The organism is Nocardia sp. NPDC005746, from assembly GCF_040630785.1.
Classification (GTDB): Bacteria; Actinomycetota; Actinomycetes; order Mycobacteriales; family Mycobacteriaceae; genus Nocardia.
Genome location: NZ_JBEXYE010000001.1, coordinates 603,036 through 619,490 on the forward strand (window position 1 = coordinate 603,036; position 16,455 = coordinate 619,490).

Consider the following 16,455-nt stretch of genomic DNA (forward strand, 5'->3'; position numbering starts at 1 on the left):
GGGGGTTTGCGCCGACTACGCTGGCGGCGACCGTTCGAGGAGGAAGGGGACGTCGTGACCGAGCTCAGCGCACCGGAGGCCGATCAGTTTCCGCACAAGCCCCCGGCCCTGTGGAGCGATTTCCTCATGCTCGCGCTCGCGGTGGTGTCCGTCGTGCTGGTCGCGTGGATCACCTTCTTCCCGGTGTCCGACCACACCTACCAGTTGATCCGGATCGCGGACTACAGCATCTGCGCGGTCTTCCTGGCCGAATTCCTGTGGCGCTGGCGGCGGGAGGGCTGGAGCTGGACGTTCCCGTTCATCTACTGGTACGAGGTCCTCGGCATGATTCCGGTGACCAGCCCGTTCTTCCGCGGGTTCCGGCTGCTGCGGATCGTGGTGATCGTGGTGCGGCTGGGCCGGGTGGCCGACCGCGCCTTCGGCGACCGGATCACCGCGGCCGTGGTGAGCCGCTCGATCGGGGCCATCGTCGAGGCCATCGAACGCCCGCTCACCATCCGGGTGCTCGACGAGGTCGGCGAGGTGATGCGTGCCGGCCACTACACCCGCAATATCGCGAACGCGCTGGAGGAGAACCGCTCCGAGATCGATCAGATGATCGTCGAGGTGATCCGGAGCGATCCGCAGCTGGGCAAGGTGCGCTACATCCCGTTCCACGAGGAGATGATCCGCGGCATCGCGGACGCCAGTTTCCGGGTCATCTTCCAGGTGCTGGCCGATCCGCGCACCGACGAACTGGTCGCGGACGCCCTGCGCGAGAACATCAATCAGCTCCGCGACGCCGTGCACGCGGGCACCCGGGTGCCGGAGTCGATCAACCACCGGATCGCCCCGGGCGCCGGATCGCCCGTATGACCGCTCAGTTCGTCCCGTGCCGGATGAGATCGCGCGGCTGGGCGTAGCGCACCACCTCGAACACGATCAGCGCCAGCAGTACCGAGCACAGGATGCCCAGCGCGGCCAGCGCGGGCAGCGCCGAAGCGAGCGGGATGAGCGCCGGCAGGACCCCGGCGGTCACCAGTCGCGGCACCAGCACCTTGCCGGTCGCGTAGTGCCGGAAACCGACCAGCGCCAGCAGATATGCCGCCACGCCGCCGTACAGCGCGAACAGCGGGATCCCGTGCAGCTGGTCGCTGAGCGAATGCCCTTGGGCCCCACCCACGTAGTTGAGCACCTTCTTCAAACCCAGTGCCATGGCCACGATTCCGGCGATCATCGGGAAGTGCCAGAAGGTGTAGCAGTTGCGGGCGATCTGGACGCGGCGCGCGCCCTGGGCGTGATGCATGGCGCGTTCCACCACCAGCGCGGCCACGTCGAAGTAGGCCCACCACAGCAGCCCGGCCACACCGAGCCCGAGCATCGAGCCGACCGCGATGGGCCACGAGATCGGCAGTCCGGCCACGCCGACGCCGATGGACACGATGGACTCGCCCAGCGCGATGATGACGATCAGGCCGTACCGCTCGGCGAAGTGCGAGGCCGAGTAGAGCCGCCATTCGTTGCCCGCGAAGAACGTCCAGCCCATATCGCACACCAGAGCGGCCAGCCACAGCCCCAGCTGGGCGGCGCCCGTGGTGAGGGCGCCCGCGACGAGCAGTACGGCGGGCACGCTGAGTGAGCCTGCCGCCCAGCGGATCACCTGTCGTCGCAATTGGGCATCGTGCGTACTCGCCATCCAGAACACCGCCAGGTGGATGAGCCGCACGGCCAGATACGCGATGACGAAGACCAGCGGCCCGTACCAGCCACCCGGCAGATCGTCGAAGGACTCGGGAATGGTGAGCGCGATGATGAACGCCCCGCCCATGGCCACGAACATGGCCACCCGGGCGATGCCCTCGTCGGCCTTGATCACATTGCCGAGCCAGGAGTAGCCGATCCACGCCCACCACAGCATGGCCAGGATCAGCAGGGCGCGCAGCAGATTCACGGCGGTGGTCTCGTGCGCGGCGAAATCGGTGACCATGGTGAAGGCGAAGACGATCACCAGGTCGAAGAACAGTTCCAGCTGGGTCACCGAGGCGTCCTCGGCGACCGGGGTCATGCGGGTGCGAACCGAACCGGGCATGGCAGACATACTGCCGGTTCGCGCGGGCGAACGGCAGTGTCAGCCGCCAGTGTTCGCCGTCGGCATCAAGCGGGTTCCCGCCACCGGCCTCAGGCGGTGCCGAAGCCGGGCTCGAAGCCGCGGCCGTAGTCCAGGCGCTGCGCGTAGCCGGGCTGCGGGTAACCGGGCTGGGCGTAGCCGCCCTGCTCGTAACCCTCGGCGTAGGGCGCGGGTTCGGCGGCCTCGGCCGGGGCGGCCTCGACCTCGCCGAGGCCCTGCAGGCCGGTCACGGATTCGACGAAGGCAATGAAGTTGCTGATCAACGCCTCGCCCTCGCGGCGCGCGCTGCGCTTGAGGACCATGCCGGGCACCGGGATCGGCAGGTAGAGCTCGGAGTGGTACCAGACTTCGGTTGCGCCGTCCTCGATTTCGGCGAGGTCGAACCAGCTGGTGCCGCCGGCGCCGGCGCTGGACTCGGTGACCCGCCATTCGACGCGGGTGTCGGTGCAGCTGAACTCGACGACCTGCCGGTCCGGCCGGCCCATCAGGTTGGCCGAGACGTAGACCCGCTTCGGACGGCCGAATTGGTCGCGGCTGGCGACCCGGACGTCCTGGTGCGAGGGCGACCAGTCGGGCATCTGCTCGACCATGAGCAACGCGTCCATCACCTGGTCGGGATCGAGGTCGATCACGAACCGGTGGTCAGTTTTCGTGCGCATATCTACCCTCCACTCGGGGACCGATTGTGACCAGGGTCGCTGCCAGAGTCAACTGTGCATCCCACTACTTCTGACCGACTGGTCGGTCTGATTGGGTGCAATGTCCCAGCTCGGCGTAGAAATCCGCCAGGGCTGTAGATAAACCGGAAATCTTGGGCAAAGCCGGTATTCGGGCGGCGCGAAGTGACGGCGGTCACACGGCCGGTATGGCCCGGTCCACCGCGGCCTCGATCAGCCGCGCGGCCTCCGCGTCGTCGAAGATCTCGGGCAGCGTGAGTCTTTCGACGATGAGCCAGTTCAGGGCCAGGTACAGCAGCAATACGGAGTCGGCATCGCCGGGCAGCCCGGAGTCCAGATGGTTGCGGACATTGAACTCGATGTCGGCGCGCACCCGCTCGGTGAGGATCGCCTGCAACTCCGGACGGCGGGTGGCTTCCAGGCGTAGTTCCAGCAGGGCGAGGTAGCCGGTCCGGAATCCGGTGATCCGCGCAACGGTCTCGGTCATCAGCTCGGCGATGGTCTGGCGGGTGCGCGGTCCGGTGGCGAGGTGGTCCATCGTCTCGGCGCTGGGTTGCAGCCGTTCGTAGAAGCGGTGTCCCGCCTGGACGAAGAGCTCGTCCCGATTCGGGAAGTAGTTCGAGGCCGTTCCCGCTGGTACACCGGCCTCTTTGTCGACCGCGCGGAAGGTCAGTCCGCGGGCGCCGTCGCGGGCCAGGACCTCGATGGCCGCGTCGATCAGGGCATTGCGTCGTTCCGGATTCGTCCGAACCATTGACACCACTCCATTCGTAGTACTATGTTCGTAACCACTACGGACACAGTACTACAAATGAGGCGGTAAATCATGCGAAACCTCGTCTACTACGTCGGCGTCAGCCTCGACGGCTACATCGCGGGTCCGGAGAACGAAGTCGACTTCTATCCGGTCAGCGACGAGTTGTCGGCCTGGTTCAACGAGCGGGTCCCGGAGGTCGTCCCGACCCATATCCGTGAACACGTGGGGCTGCCGGCCGATACCCCGAACCGGCAGTGGGACACGGTCCTCATGGGCCGGGCCACCTACGAGCCCGCCCTGGCCGCGGGCATCGCCAGCCCGTACGACCATATGAAGCAGTACGTCTTCTCCACGACGCTCGCACCGGTCGACAATCCGCAGGTGGAGGTGGTCGCGGGCGATCCGGTCGAGCTGGTGCGCCGACTGAAGCAGCAGGAGGGCCGCGACATCTGGCTCTGCGGCGGGGCGAACCTGGCCGGGCAGCTGATCGGTGAAATCGACCGGATGATCATCAAGAGCTACCCGGTGATCGCGGGCGCGGGCATCCCGCTCTTCGCCGGCGGGTTCCGTCCCACCCGGTTCGCCGTCACCGATCGCCGGGAATTCGGCAATGGCACGCAGGTCACCTGGCTGGACCGGGTGCGTCCGGAATAGCTGGCGGATGGCTGAAGTCGGTCGACGAGAGGTGGGGCGAAATCTCGTGGACCTCGGCCGGTAGTCTTGGGGCTCGGTAGCAGCAGTTTGTCGATCTTGGAGGATTTCCGCCGTGGCTCTCGTCGTCCAGAAATACGGAGGATCCTCGGTCGCCACCGCCGAGCGCATCCGGAGGGTCGCCGAGCGGATCGTCGAGACCAAGAAGCTCGGCCACGATGTGGTCGTGGTGTGCTCGGCCATGGGCGACACCACCGATGAACTCCTGGATCTGGCCCAGCAGGTCGCGCCCGCCGCGCCTGCCCGCGAGATGGACATGCTCCTCACTTCCGGTGAGCGCATCTCCAACGCGTTGGTGGCCATGGCCATTCACTCCCTCGGCGCCGAGGCTCGGTCCTTCACCGGCTCCCAGGCCGGCGTCATCACCACCGGCACGCACGGCAACGCCAAGATCATCGATGTGGCCCCGGGCCGGGTGCAGCAGGCGCTCGGCGAGGGCACCATCGTGCTGGTCGCCGGTTTCCAGGGCGTGTCCCAGGACAGCAAGGACGTGACCACGCTGGGTCGCGGTGGTTCCGACACCACCGCGGTCGCGCTGGCCGCCGCGCTCAATGCCGATGTGTGTGAGATCTACACCGATGTGGACGGCGTCTTCTCCGCCGACCCGCGCATCGTCACCGACGCCCAGAAGCTGGACTCCGTCTCCTACGAGGAGATGCTGGAGATGGCGGCCTGCGGCTCGAAAGTTCTGATGCTGCGTTGCGTCGAGTACGCGCGCCGCTACAACGTGCCCGTCCATGTGCGGTCCTCGTACACGGACAAGACGGGCACCATGATTACCGGATCGATGGAGGACATCCCCTTGGAGCAAGCAATCCTCACGGGCGTCGCGCACGACCGCAGCGAGGCCAAGGTGACCGTGGTCGGCATTCCGGACGAGCCGGGCTACGCCGCCAAGGTGTTCCGCGCGGTCGCCGATGCCGAGATCAATATCGACATGGTGCTGCAGAACATCTCCAAGGTGGAGACGGGTAAGACCGACATCACCTTCACCCTGCCCAAGCTGGAGGGCCCGCGCGCCGTCGAGCTGCTCACCAAGCGGCAGGGCGAGATCGGCTTCTCCCAGGTTGTGTACGACGACCACATCGGCAAGGTGTCGCTGGTCGGCGCGGGCATGAAGTCGCACCCGGGCGTGACCGCCACCTTCTGCGAGTCGCTCGCGGACGCGGGCATCAATATCGACCTGATCTCCACCTCGGAGATCCGGATCTCGGTGCTGGTCAAGGACACCGACCTGGACGAGGCCGTGAAGGTGCTGCACTCGGCGTTCGATCTGGGCGGCGACGAGGTCGCCGTGGTGCACGGCGGAACGGGACGGTAGAGCCATGGGTGTGCGTGTAGGCGTCGTCGGCGCGACCGGTCAGGTCGGCGCTGTCATGCGAAAGCTGCTGGAGGAGCGCAACTTCCCGGCCGACGAGGTGCGCTTCTTCGCGTCCTCGCGCTCGGCGGGCAAGACGCTGCCGTTCCGCGGCAAGGACATCGTGGTCGAGGACACCGAGACCGCGGACCCGACCGGACTGGACATCGCGCTGTTCTCGGCCGGCGCCACCATGTCCCGGGTGCAGGCGCCGCGCTTCGCGGCCGCCGGTGTCACCGTCATCGACAACTCCTCGGCCTGGCGCAAGGATCCCGAGGTGCCGCTGGTGGTCTCCGAGGTGAACCCGGAGGCGACCCGCAACCTGGTCAAGGGCATCATCGCCAACCCGAACTGCACCACCATGGCCGCCATGCCGGTGCTCAAGGTGCTGCACGACGAGGCCGGTCTGCAGCGGCTGATCGTGTCCAGCTACCAGGCGGTCTCGGGCTCCGGCCTGGCCGGCGTGGAGGAGCTGGCCTCGCAGGTGCGCGCGGTGATCGGCGACGCCGAGAAGCTGGTGCACGACGGGTCGGCCGTGGACTTCCCGGCGCCGAACAAGTACGTGGCCCCCATCGCCTTCGATGTGATTCCGCTCGCGGGCTCACTGGTGGACGACGGCAGCGGTGAGACCGACGAGGATCAGAAGCTGCGCAACGAGTCCCGCAAGATCCTGGGTCTGCCGGACCTGCTGGTGAGCGGCACCTGCGTGCGCGTGCCGGTGTTCACCGGGCACTCGCTGTCGATCAATGCCGAGTTCGCCCGGCCGATCTCGGTGGAGCGTGCTGAGGAATTGATGGCCAAGGCGCCCGGCGTGCGGCTGACCGATGTGCCGACGCCGCTGGCCGCCGCCGGCCAGGACGAGTCGCTGGTGGGTCGTATCCGCCAGGATCCGGGCGCGCCGGACGGTCGCGGTCTGGCGCTGTTCATCTCGGGCGACAATCTGCGTAAGGGCGCCGCGCTGAACACCATTCAGATCGCGGAAGTCCTTTTGAACAACTGATCAGTTTTCTCTGATCGGAACTAACCGTTACGGACCGTGCACGTAAAGTGCGCGGTCCGTTTTCGGATATGGTCAATCGGCCCAAAGTTCCGCGCACGGTAGTGGCGCGAGCCGATCGATGGGCATGCCGTCGATGGTGACTTCAATGCGATGCGGTCTCATATGTGCTGCGAGACGTTCCGCAATTGCTCGCTCGGCGCGGTAATCCAAGATCATTCCGCCGGGAAACCGCAGGCGCACATGGACTTCGTCGGTTTTGGGGGCGGCCGTCATCGTGTGGGCGCCCGGTGGGTGACTGATTGGCCTTTCGCCGCGCGGGAGTTCCGGTTACCCTCGCGTTCGAGGCGAGCGGTGATCGATTGCACCGTCGCCCCGTCGGCAGCGGAGGAATACTTGGTGGCCGCTAGGGCGCACGCCGCGAACCACATTGCCGCGCCGCCGATTCCGGCTCCGAGTAGGAAGAAGAGAAGTTCGCCGGGCATGACCACCTCTTGTCGTCCGTTTGGTTCGACGGGTCCTCTTCAAACGTTAAACACAGAAAAATTGCGGTGCAATAAGAAAAATCCATGTTCCATACTGTGCGCCGTAAGCTCGCCCGGTCTGGAATCCTTGTCGGCAGATCCCCCTTGGAAGGAATGGGCGGAGGGAGAAGGGCATGGTAGACATCGGCGAAACAAGCGGGCGGTGACGGCCGGGAAAGCCGATCAGGCAGAAGGAGTTTGACCCGGTGGCCGAAAGTACCCTTGGGGCACGGGTAGCGGAGTTGCGCCGGCGGCGGGGACTATCGCAGAAAGAGTTGGGCGCGGCGATTCGGCGCTCGGAAAGCTGGGTGTCGCAGGTCGAGCGAGACGTCCTGCCTGTTGAGCGACTGTCCGTTCTGCAAAGACTGGCGGACGTGCTCGGCGTGGCGGTACGCGATCTGCGTCCGGAAGCGGCCGAACCGGTGGCCGCCGACCGCGGCGACGGGCACCGGCCCGGCTCGGCGGTCTTCGAGCAGCTGCGGCTGTTGCTCACCGGACATCCCGCACTGGACCAGCTTCTCGGAGACGAGGCCGACCGCGTTCCCGAGCCGAACGCGGCGGACGCGAAACTCCCCGAGCTGCAACAGCGCGTGGACCTGGCCTGGCAGCTGGCACACGAATCCCGTTTGGTCGAGGTGGGCGGCAGCCTGCTGGAGCTGATCCCGGACTTGGAGCACGCCGCGCGGGCGAACACCCCGCGGCGGCCGGAAGTGCTGACCCAGCTCTCGCGCGCCTATCAGGTGGCCGCGACCGCGTTCACCCGTCAGGAGGAGGTCGACGCGGCGTGGGTCGCGGCCGATCGCGCCTTGTCCGCGGCCGAGGAATCCGGTGACGCGCTCAGCGTCGTGGCCGGAACCTACCGCATGGCACAGGCCTTCCTGCGCCTGCAACGACTGGAACAGGCCGAACAGGCGGCACGGGTGTCGGTGGCGGCGCTGGCCGCCCGCGCGGCGGCCGACCACCCGCGGCCGGAAGTGCTGTCGCTCTACGGATCCCTGCAGCTCATGCTGGCGGTGATCGCGGCGACGGACGGGAATCGCACCGCGGCCCGGGCCGGGCTGGCGGCGGCGCGCACCGCCGCCGATCGACTGGGCGAGGGCCGCAACGACTTCGACACCGAGTTCGGTCCGACCGGGGTCGCCGTGCACGCGGTGGCCGTGGCCGTCGAACTGGGTGACGCCGGCGAGGCGCTCGACACTGCGCGCACCGTCGACGCGTCGATCCTGTCGCCGGAACGGCAAGCTCGCTTCCTGGTCGACGTGGCTCGCGCGCACGCGCAACGGCGGCAGGCGGCGGAAGCGTTGGAGGCGTTGCTCAATGCCGAGCGACTAACGCCCGAACTGGTCCACACCGATCATCGCGCCCGCGAGGTGGTGCGCGATCTGCTGCAGTTCGCCGGCCGCCGGCCGGCCGAGGAATTACGGGAGTTGGCGGGGCGCGCCGCGGTCACGCCCTAGACGCTGTCGTCGGAGTCAGCGCACCCCCGGGGTGCGCGGGTCGGGGCCGACGCACGCCAGCAGCAGGCAGCCCGGGGGCGCGTCACTGAACGGCGGGGCGAGCGGAAGGTTCAAGCAGGACAACACGGTACAGCCGGGATAGGCGTCCGCGCCGACGCCGAAGACCGCCAGCGCGATATCGGTGTCGAAGTAGGCACGGTAGTCCACCCGCAGCGGCGTCTCCACGTACGGGCCCGGATCCGGCATCGGATGGTCGCGGAACCCGGACAGCAGGCGGCGGAAGAACTCGTGCGACGGCTCGTCGCTGTATTGCAGGAGGCCGCCGGGGCCTTGGCCGTTGTGCACGCCGAACACGCCGGTCCACACCACCATCAGGTCCAGGTCGGGCACCACGAAGACGTTCTGCAGGCCGAGTCCGGACATGGAATAGGTGTCGGCGGGCAGGAATTCGGGATTCTCCGCGCAGCCCGGGCCGAGCCAGAACAGGTAGCCGTAGCAGCGGTTGGTGCCCGACGGCGTGACGGCCCGATCCAGATAGGCCTCGGAGACGACCGCGCGACCGTTCCAGCGGCCGTGCGCGGCGACCAGCATACCGAGCCGCGCCAGATCGGCGGGCGGGATGAACAGGTGCGCGTACCCGTAGGTGTGGCCCGAACGGTCCCGCGCCCAGTAGTAGTCGCCGCGCTCGATGCCCAAGGGGCCGAACAGTTCCCGCTGCGCGAAGTCCTGGAGCGGTTCGCCGGTGGCCAGTTCGATCACATACGACAGCAGGTCCACATTGCGCTGGCTGTATTGGAAGGCGCTGCCCGGCGGGGTGTCGAAGGGCACGCCCAGTGCCTGGACCGCGCTGAACGGGTCGAGGGGGACGACACCGGTGATGCCCTCGGTGGCCGCGCCGATCCGCAGGCCCGAGGTCTCCTGCAGCAGGTTCTCCACGGTGATGGCGCGGTGCCCGGCGTCGCCGATGCCCGGCGGCAGATAGTTGTCCAGGGTCGCGTCGATATCGAGTTTTCCACGGTCCCAGGCGATTCCGGCGAGCAGGGAGACGATGCTCTTGGTGACGCTCCAGACGTTCCACGGGACGGTATCGGTCTCGGCGTTCGAGGGGCCGGCGCCGATCAGGCAGTTGTGCCGAAAGACCTGGACGTTCAAGCGGTTTCGGGTGGCTGCGAAGGCAAGGGCGTCGGCGAGTGGGCCGGGGTCGACCCCGGCGTCCTCGGGTGCGGCACGCACGAAGTCGCGCCCCGTGGGTTGCGCGCAGTGCGCCGGGTCGGCCACCGCTGTCGCGGCCCCTCCGCCGAGGATCACGCTGCCCGCCATCACTACCGTCGCCAACGCGCCGGCCATCCCCCTGCGCATGCGCCGCATGGAGTTCAGGCTAACCCGGAAAGTTGAAGCCGACGCCCAACAAGCGCCTCTCGGCGAGTGGTCGCTCGTAGCGACGAAGGGTGCGGCCCGGGGCTGTTCCGACGCCGGCACTGTGCATCAACCGGGCTTCGTGCCGATCTATTCCAGGTGCGACACTGTGATCTGGGCTATGCCTCGAAACGCCTATGGAGAGTCCGGGTTCAGAACCGCGGGGTGGCACGCCGGCATGATCCGGGTGACGTCGTCGCGGTGGTGACCGGTGTCACCGGGAGCGTTTAGCATTCGGCGAAGAACAATCTGTACTTCTCTTGGGGGAGCTGTGACCGACGATCCGGTGATCGCCAATCTGCTGACCGTGCTCGACGCCAATCCCGAGCTGCTGCCGGTGCGGATCAGCGTGATCGAACTGCTGGCCGCTCGCGGACGCCACGCGGAGGCGCTGTCGCAGTGCGCCACGGCGCTGGCCCAGGATCCGGTCAACGCGCAGGTGACGGCGCTGCTGCAACGCTGTACCGCGGCGCTGGCGGGCGCGGCCGGTGAATCGGCCGCGGCCGCACCGGCTTCCACGACGTCGGCCGCGGTCGAGCCCGAGGCGGCCGACTCCGGCTACGACTGGGAGGCCGCCGAGGAGCAGGTGGGCGACATCATCCAGCCCGCCTTCGTGAACGAGCGGTCCGAGCCGTACGCCGAGGGCGATGTCGGCCTGTTCGAGCGCCCCAAGCTGACCCTCGCCGATGTCGGTGGCATGGAGCACGTCAAGCAGCAGCTGGAGTTGTCGCTGCTGGGCCCGGTCCGAAACCCGGAACTGGCCAAGGCCTTCGGCACCAGCGCCCGCGGCGGCCTGCTGCTCTACGGCCCGCCCGGTTGCGGCAAGACGTTCGTGGCGTCGGCGGTGGCGGGTGAGCTGGGCGCGAACTTCTACGCCATCGAGATCGCCGACATCCTGAACTGGTACACCGGCCGCAGCGAGTACAACCTCAAACAGGTCTTCCGCACCGCGCGCCGCAAGGCCCCCTGCGTCCTGTTCTTCGACGAGATCGACGCCCTCGGCCACAAGCGCAGCCACCTGTCCGGCTCCAGTTCGCTGCGCTCCACCGTCAATCAGCTGCTCACCGAGATGGATTCGATGACCAGCGACAACGAGGGCGTCTACATCATCGGCGCCACCAACCACCCCTGGGACGTCGACGTAGCCCTGCGCCGCCCCGGCCGCTTCGACCGCATGGTCCTGGTCGCCCTCCCCGATCCGGAGGCCCGAGTCTCGATCCTGCGCCACCACTTGAAGGACCGCCCCGTCGAGGGCATCGACCTCAACGCCGTCGCCGCCCGCACCGAGAGTTACTCCGGCGCCGATTTGGCCCAAATCTGCAAGTCCGCAACCCAACTCGCCATGGCCGACTCCATCCGCACCGGCGCCGTCCGCCCCGTCCGCATGGACGACATCGCCGCCGCCCTCACCCAGACCCGGCCCAGCACCGGCGCCTGGTTCGAATCCGCGCGCAACGTCGTCGAATTCGCCAACAACGACGGCAGCTACGACGAGCTCGCCGCGTATATGCGCACCCGCGACAACCGCTGATCCCGGATCGCTGACCGGATGAGCGAGAAGATCGAGAAGGCCAGGGTGCTGGCGGATCTCGGGCGGTTCGATGCGGCCCGGGAGATGTTGGGGGAGGTGCTGGCGGGGGATCCGGAGGATCCCGAGGCGTTGGCGGACATGGCCAATCTGGCCTATCGGGAGGGGGAGTACGAGCGAGCGCTGGAGTTCGCGGGGGCCGCGATGCGGGTGGCGCCGGACGAGCCGTTCGTGTGGCGGGTGCGGGCGCTGGCGGAATTGCAGTCGAGTCGAAGCGCGGCCGGGGACGAGGGGGCGCAGCGGCGGGAGCGGGCGCTGGCGGCGGCTCGGCGGGCTGTCGAACTCGAGCCGGACGAGGCGGTGAATTTCCGGATCCTGGCCGCCACGCAACGGGATACCGATCCGGCGGCGGCGCTCGAGAATCTGGAGCTGGCGCTCGAGCTGGAACCGGACGACCCGCACACGCATCTGCTGCGCGGGCTGACCCTGCGGCGGAACGTGCACGGGCCCGATGCGCAGGCGCAGGCGGAGGCCGCGTTCCGGGAGGTGCTGCGGCTGGAGCCGGACCACGCGGAAGCGCTGTACGAGCTCGCGCTGCTCGCGGTGGATCGGGGGGACAACCAGGCGGGCGCGGAGCAATTGCGGCGGGTCGCGCAGTTGGATCCCGCGTACGGCGATGTGGTGCGGGAGCAGCTGGCGTGGCTGGCCGCGCAGGACGAACTGCGGGCGCGGGCGGCCCGGGACGCCGCGGCCGGGGGCGCGTCCCGTGGTCCGTACCGCGAGCGGAAAGCCGTTGTCCGGGCGCCGGTTCCGCGGCCGAAGTCCGATGGCAGCCGGTTCGGGCGCTGGGCGGCGGCGGTCGGGGTGCTGCTGGTGATCCGGGTGGTGATCGCCGCCCTGGGCTCGGATCACGATTCCGCGCCGACCACGACCCACTACACGCCGCCGCGCTACACCGCGCCGCCGACGTTCCCGTCGTACCTGCGGCAGTACCCGCTCACGGTGCCGCCGATGCCCACCTGGCTCGATCGCCCGCCCACCTACATCCCGCCACCGAACTTCCCGACCTATCGCCCGCCGGCTCCGCGGTAGCGCCCGGACTGTATACAGCTTTGTTTACCGACGAGCCTGCCCGCTTTTCTTGACTAGTTCAAGAAAGCGGAGCAGGCTCGGTTTCATGACCAAGGCGACCACCACCAACTCCGGCGCCCCGGTGCCCAGCGACAACGAATCGCTCACCGCGGGCGCCCAGGGCCCGATCCTGCTGCACGATCACTACCTGATCGAGAAGCTCGCGCACTTCAACCGGGAGCGCGTCCCGGAGCGCGTGGTGCACGCCAAGGGCGCGGGCGCGTTCGGCGAACTGGTGGTCACCGGCGACGTCAGCCGCTACACCAAGGCCGCGCTGTTCCAGCCGGGCACCCGCACCGAATCGCTGGTGCGGTTCTCCACCGTCGCCGGTGAGCAGGGCAGCCCCGACACCTGGCGCGACCCGCGCGGTTTCGCGGTGAAGTTCTACACCACCGAGGGCAACTACGACATCGTCGGCAACAACACCCCGGTCTTCTTCATCAAGGACCCGATCAAGTTCCCCGACTTCATCCACTCGCAGAAGCGCCTGCCCGGTTCCGGCCTGCGCGACGCGAACATGCAGTGGGACTTCTGGACCCTGCGCCCGGAGACCGCCCACCAGGTCACCTGGCTCATGGGCGACCGCGGCATCCCCGCCACCCTGCGCCACATGGACGGCTTCGGCTCGCACACCTACCAGTGGATCAACGAGGCGGGCGAACGCTTCTGGGTGAAGTACCACTTCAAGACCGACCAGGGCATCAAGACCCTCACCCAGGCCGAGGCCGACGAGCTGGCCGGCAAGGACGCCGACTACCACCGGCGCGACCTGTACGAGGCCATCGAGCGCGGCGACCACCCGAGCTGGACGCTGAAGGTCCAGATCATGCCGGTCGCCGAGGCGGAGAACTACCGCTTCAACCCCTTCGACCTGACCAAGGTCTGGTCGCAGCAGGACTACCCGCTCATCGAGGTCGGCCGCTGGACCCTGAACCGCAACCCCGCGAACTACTTCGTGGACATCGAGCAGGCCGCCTTCGCGCCCTCGAACGTGGTGCCCGGCATCGCCTTCTCGCCCGACAAGATGCTGCTGGGCCGCGTCTTCGCCTACGCCGACGCGCACCGTTACCGGATCGGCGCCAATCACGCGCAGCTGCCGCCGAACCGCGCCAAGGCCGCCCCGGTGAACTCCTACTCGCAGGACGGCGCCATGCGTTCCGGCCACAACGCGCCGACCGTTCCGGTGTACGCGCCCAACTCCTTCGGCGGCGCGCACGCCGACCCGGCCCGCGCCATCGATGACGGCGCGTGGGCGTTCGACCCGACCATGATCCGCGCCGGGTACGTCACCCACCGCGAGGACAACGACTTCGCGCAGGCGGGCACCCTGGTGCGTGAGGTCATGGACGACGCGCAACGGGATCGCCTGGTGAGCAATGTGGCCGGGCACATCCTGGGCGGTGTTCGCGAGCCGATCCTGGGCCGCGTGTTCGACTACTGGAAGAGCGTGGACGCCGACCTCGGCAAGCGCATCGAAGTGGCTGTCCGCGAACAGCTCTGACCAACTCTCGGGTCTCTCGCGGGTTTTACCCCCGGACCCGATTGGGGCCCGCGTCGCTTCGGCGACGCGGGTCTTCGGTGTTCCCGGCCAGAATCGAATCGGTGAGCCGTTCGGCCACGGCGGTATCGAGGGGCGCGTGGCCGAGCAGGAAGCGGTACCAGAACACGCCGTAGAACTGGTCGACCATGAGATCGAGGTCGGCGTCATCGGACAGTTCGCCGCGTGCGCGACCCCGCTCCAAGACCTCCAGGACAGCCTGACGCCGTTGCGCTGTGAAGGTTTCCAGCAATTCGGCCAGGTGCGGGTCCTGCGCCGCCTCACGAACCAGGGTGCGCAGGGCGGGCGCGGTCGAATCGCTCTGCGCACCACGGAAGGTCGAGTCGATGATCGCGAGCAGGTCGGCGCGCACCGAACCGGTGTCGGGCGTCGGCACGTGCAGGGTGGATCGTTCGGTGAGCGCGTCCAGCAGCAAGGCGCCTTTGGACGGCCACCAGCGGTAGACGGTCTGTTTCCCGACTCCGGCCGCCCGTGCGATGGCGTCGATGGTGACCGGCGCGCCCCCGGATTCGCCGAGCAGCCGTAGCGAGGTGTCGAGGATGGCCTGGTGGGTGGCCTCGTTGCGGCGGCGGCCGGTGTGGGGTCGCTCGGGATCGGACTGCGGCCCTGCGGTTTTCATCGATGTCCTCCTGTGGCGCAGCTCACCGTTCTGTCGAGACTAAAAGTCTCGGTTCCGCTGTTGTCGAGACTATCAGTTCCAACAAACTGGAGGTTCCGGCAATGACCACAACACAGCGCGTCGTCATCATGGGCGGCAGTTCCGGCATCGGTGAGGCCACCGCCGCCGTCTTCGCGGCCGCGGGCGCCGAGGTCGTCATCACCGGTCGCGACCGGGCCAAGCTGGACGCGGCCGTGGCCCGCATCGGCGGCGACACCACCGGTCACGCCGTGGACGCCGCCGACCAGGCCGAGGTCGACGCCTTCTTCGCCGGGCTGGGAACCCTGGACCACCTGGTCATCTCGGTGAGCGGTTCGGCCGGTAGCGGCCCGTTCGCCGAACTCGGCCTGGATCAGCTGGCCGCCGGTTTCGACGGCAAGTTCTGGCCGCAGGTCCGCATTCTGAAAGCCGCACTGCCACATCTGGATTCGCACGGTTCGGTGACCCTGGTGACCGCCGCCTCGGCTCGTTCGGCCTTCCCCGGCACCGCGGGTCTGGCCGCCATCAACGGCGCGCTCAATGCCATGGTCGCGCCGCTGGCGGTCGAGCTCGCCCCGCTGCGGATCAACGCGGTCGCCCCGGGAGTCATCGATACCCCGTGGTGGGAACGGGTTCCCGAGGCGCAGCGCACCGCCCTGTTCGACGGTCTGGTCGCCACCACCCCGGTCGGCCGGGTCGGCCGCCCGGAGGATGTCGCGGCCGCCATTCACCTGCTGGCCGTGAACGGCTTCACCACCGGCGTCGTCCTCGATGTCAACGGCGGGACCAGCCTGGCGTCCGGTCGCTGAATCCGCCCGCGCGGCAGCCTATTTCCCGGCCGTCCGGGTGCGCCGCACTTCCAGCCCGTCGAGGATGAGGCCGAGTTCGTCGTCGAAGAAGTCCTCGCGGGACTGGGCGACGTTGATGTCGCTCATGGTCCGATGGCGTTTGCTGATGTGCGGATAGCTGTGTGTCGCTCGCTCGGCCAGGGTCATGAAGTTGGTGAACCACTCCTGCTGGCTCTGGCCGCTGCGGGCGATGGTGGTGACCATGGCGGTCTCGCCGCTGGTGGTGCCGAGCACGTAGGACCAGACGGCATTGGCGGCGCGGTCGGCGGAGTAGTCGTCGAAGCCGACCGCCTCGAGCAGGGCGAGCATGGTCTCGGACAGGCGCAGCAGGTTCGGGCCGAGGTAGGCGAGTCCGGCGCCGGTCATGGCGGTACTGATCCACGGGTGTCGCAGGATGGCGGCGCGGATGTCGCGGCCCAGGGTGAGTAGTTCGGCGCGCCAGTTCTCGGCGACGCCGGGGGGTGCGGGGACGTCGCCGAAGGCCTCGTCGATGGCGAGTTCGAGGATCTCGTCCTTATTGGTGACGTGGGTGTAGAGCGAGGTCGCGCCCGCGTTCAGGCGGCTGCCGAGGCGGCGCATGCTGAGCGCGTCGTAGCCCTCGGTATCGAGCAGGGCGAGCGCCTCGGCGACGATCTGTTCCCGGCTCAGTGCGGGCTGATCCTTGCGCTGTCGTTCCGGTCGGGTCCACACCGACGAGAACTCCTGGGCCTTGGCCGCCATGGCTCTTCCTCCTTTGTCTGCGGAACAGCA

The 16,455-nt window shown here is 68.2% G+C and carries 15 protein-coding genes; 9 read left to right on the plus strand and 6 right to left on the minus strand.

Annotation, left to right across the window (positions count from 1 at the left end; genetic code table 11):
* The first annotated feature begins 54 nt into the window (after nt 1–54).
* Nucleotides 55–855: an ion transporter gene (locus tag ABZ412_RS02720; RefSeq protein ID WP_357275437.1), complete on the plus strand. Its 801-nt coding sequence runs from the start codon at nt 55–57 to the stop codon at nt 853–855.
* A gap of 4 nt (nt 856–859) precedes the next feature.
* Here the strand turns inward: ABZ412_RS02720 and ABZ412_RS02725 are convergent, their stop codons facing one another.
* From ABZ412_RS02725 to ABZ412_RS02735, 3 genes are all read right to left on the minus strand, one after another.
* The gene (locus tag ABZ412_RS02725; protein ID WP_357275440.1) at nt 860–2,068 is read right to left on the minus strand and encodes a low temperature requirement protein A; all 1,209 of its coding nucleotides are present in this window, start codon (nt 2,066–2,068) and stop codon (nt 860–862) included.
* An 89-nt stretch (nt 2,069–2,157) separates the two neighbouring features.
* The gene (locus ABZ412_RS02730; RefSeq protein WP_357275442.1) at nt 2,158–2,766 is read right to left on the minus strand and encodes an SRPBCC family protein; all 609 of its coding nucleotides are present in this window, start codon (nt 2,764–2,766) and stop codon (nt 2,158–2,160) included.
* Nucleotides 2,767–2,959: 193 nt separating this feature from the next.
* Nucleotides 2,960–3,538: a TetR family transcriptional regulator gene (locus tag ABZ412_RS02735; protein WP_357275444.1), complete on the minus strand. Its 579-nt coding sequence runs from the start codon at nt 3,536–3,538 to the stop codon at nt 2,960–2,962.
* A 72-nt stretch (nt 3,539–3,610) separates the two neighbouring features.
* Between ABZ412_RS02735 and ABZ412_RS02740 the strand changes: the two genes are divergently transcribed.
* The 4 genes from ABZ412_RS02740 to ABZ412_RS02755 all read left to right on the plus strand — a co-directional run bounded on the left by ABZ412_RS02740 (nt 3,611) and on the right by ABZ412_RS02755 (nt 8,587).
* Nucleotides 3,611–4,195 carry a dihydrofolate reductase family protein gene (locus ABZ412_RS02740; protein WP_357275446.1) on the plus strand — a complete coding sequence of 195 codons (585 nt, stop codon included), beginning with the start codon at nt 3,611–3,613 and terminating at the stop codon, nt 4,193–4,195.
* 112 nt (nt 4,196–4,307) lie between these two features.
* On the plus strand, nt 4,308–5,573 hold the full coding sequence (locus ABZ412_RS02745; RefSeq protein ID WP_357275449.1) for an aspartate kinase: 1,266 nt from the start codon (nt 4,308–4,310) through the stop codon (nt 5,571–5,573).
* Nucleotides 5,574–5,577: 4 nt separating this feature from the next.
* Nucleotides 5,578–6,609, plus strand: a complete 1,032-nt coding sequence (locus ABZ412_RS02750; RefSeq protein WP_357275451.1) for an aspartate-semialdehyde dehydrogenase — start codon at nt 5,578–5,580, stop codon at nt 6,607–6,609.
* 727 nt (nt 6,610–7,336) lie between these two features.
* Entirely contained in the window at nt 7,337–8,587 is a 1,251-nt protein-coding gene (locus ABZ412_RS02755) for a helix-turn-helix transcriptional regulator (protein WP_357275452.1), read from the plus strand.
* 15 nt (nt 8,588–8,602) lie between these two features.
* Here ABZ412_RS02755 and ABZ412_RS02760 read toward each other — a convergent pair whose 3' ends face one another.
* On the minus strand, nt 8,603–9,955 hold the full coding sequence (locus ABZ412_RS02760; RefSeq protein ID WP_357275454.1) for a serine hydrolase: 1,353 nt from the start codon (nt 9,953–9,955) through the stop codon (nt 8,603–8,605).
* A 319-nt stretch (nt 9,956–10,274) separates the two neighbouring features.
* Between ABZ412_RS02760 and ABZ412_RS02765 the strand changes: the two genes are divergently transcribed.
* From ABZ412_RS02765 to ABZ412_RS02775, 3 genes are all read left to right on the plus strand, one after another.
* Nucleotides 10,275–11,534, plus strand: a complete 1,260-nt coding sequence (locus ABZ412_RS02765; protein ID WP_357275456.1) for an ATP-binding protein — start codon at nt 10,275–10,277, stop codon at nt 11,532–11,534.
* Between the two features lie 18 nt (nt 11,535–11,552).
* Nucleotides 11,553–12,623 (plus strand): tetratricopeptide repeat protein, encoded by a 1,071-nt coding sequence (locus ABZ412_RS02770; RefSeq protein ID WP_357275458.1) that lies wholly within the window; start codon nt 11,553–11,555, stop codon nt 12,621–12,623.
* Between the two features lie 85 nt (nt 12,624–12,708).
* On the plus strand, nt 12,709–14,163 hold the full coding sequence (locus ABZ412_RS02775; protein WP_357275461.1) for a catalase: 1,455 nt from the start codon (nt 12,709–12,711) through the stop codon (nt 14,161–14,163).
* Nucleotides 14,164–14,188: 25 nt separating this feature from the next.
* Here ABZ412_RS02775 and ABZ412_RS02780 read toward each other — a convergent pair whose 3' ends face one another.
* Nucleotides 14,189–14,839: a TetR/AcrR family transcriptional regulator gene (locus ABZ412_RS02780; RefSeq protein WP_357275463.1), complete on the minus strand. Its 651-nt coding sequence runs from the start codon at nt 14,837–14,839 to the stop codon at nt 14,189–14,191.
* A gap of 101 nt (nt 14,840–14,940) precedes the next feature.
* Here ABZ412_RS02780 and ABZ412_RS02785 point away from each other — a divergent pair, with 101 nt between their 5' ends.
* Complete coding sequence (locus ABZ412_RS02785; protein ID WP_357275466.1) at nt 14,941–15,666, plus strand: SDR family oxidoreductase; 726 nt, start codon at nt 14,941–14,943, stop codon at nt 15,664–15,666.
* Between the two features lie 18 nt (nt 15,667–15,684).
* Here ABZ412_RS02785 and ABZ412_RS02790 read toward each other — a convergent pair whose 3' ends face one another.
* Entirely contained in the window at nt 15,685–16,425 is a 741-nt protein-coding gene (locus ABZ412_RS02790; protein ID WP_357275468.1) for a TetR/AcrR family transcriptional regulator, read from the minus strand.
* Between the last annotated feature and the right edge of the window lie 30 nt (nt 16,426–16,455).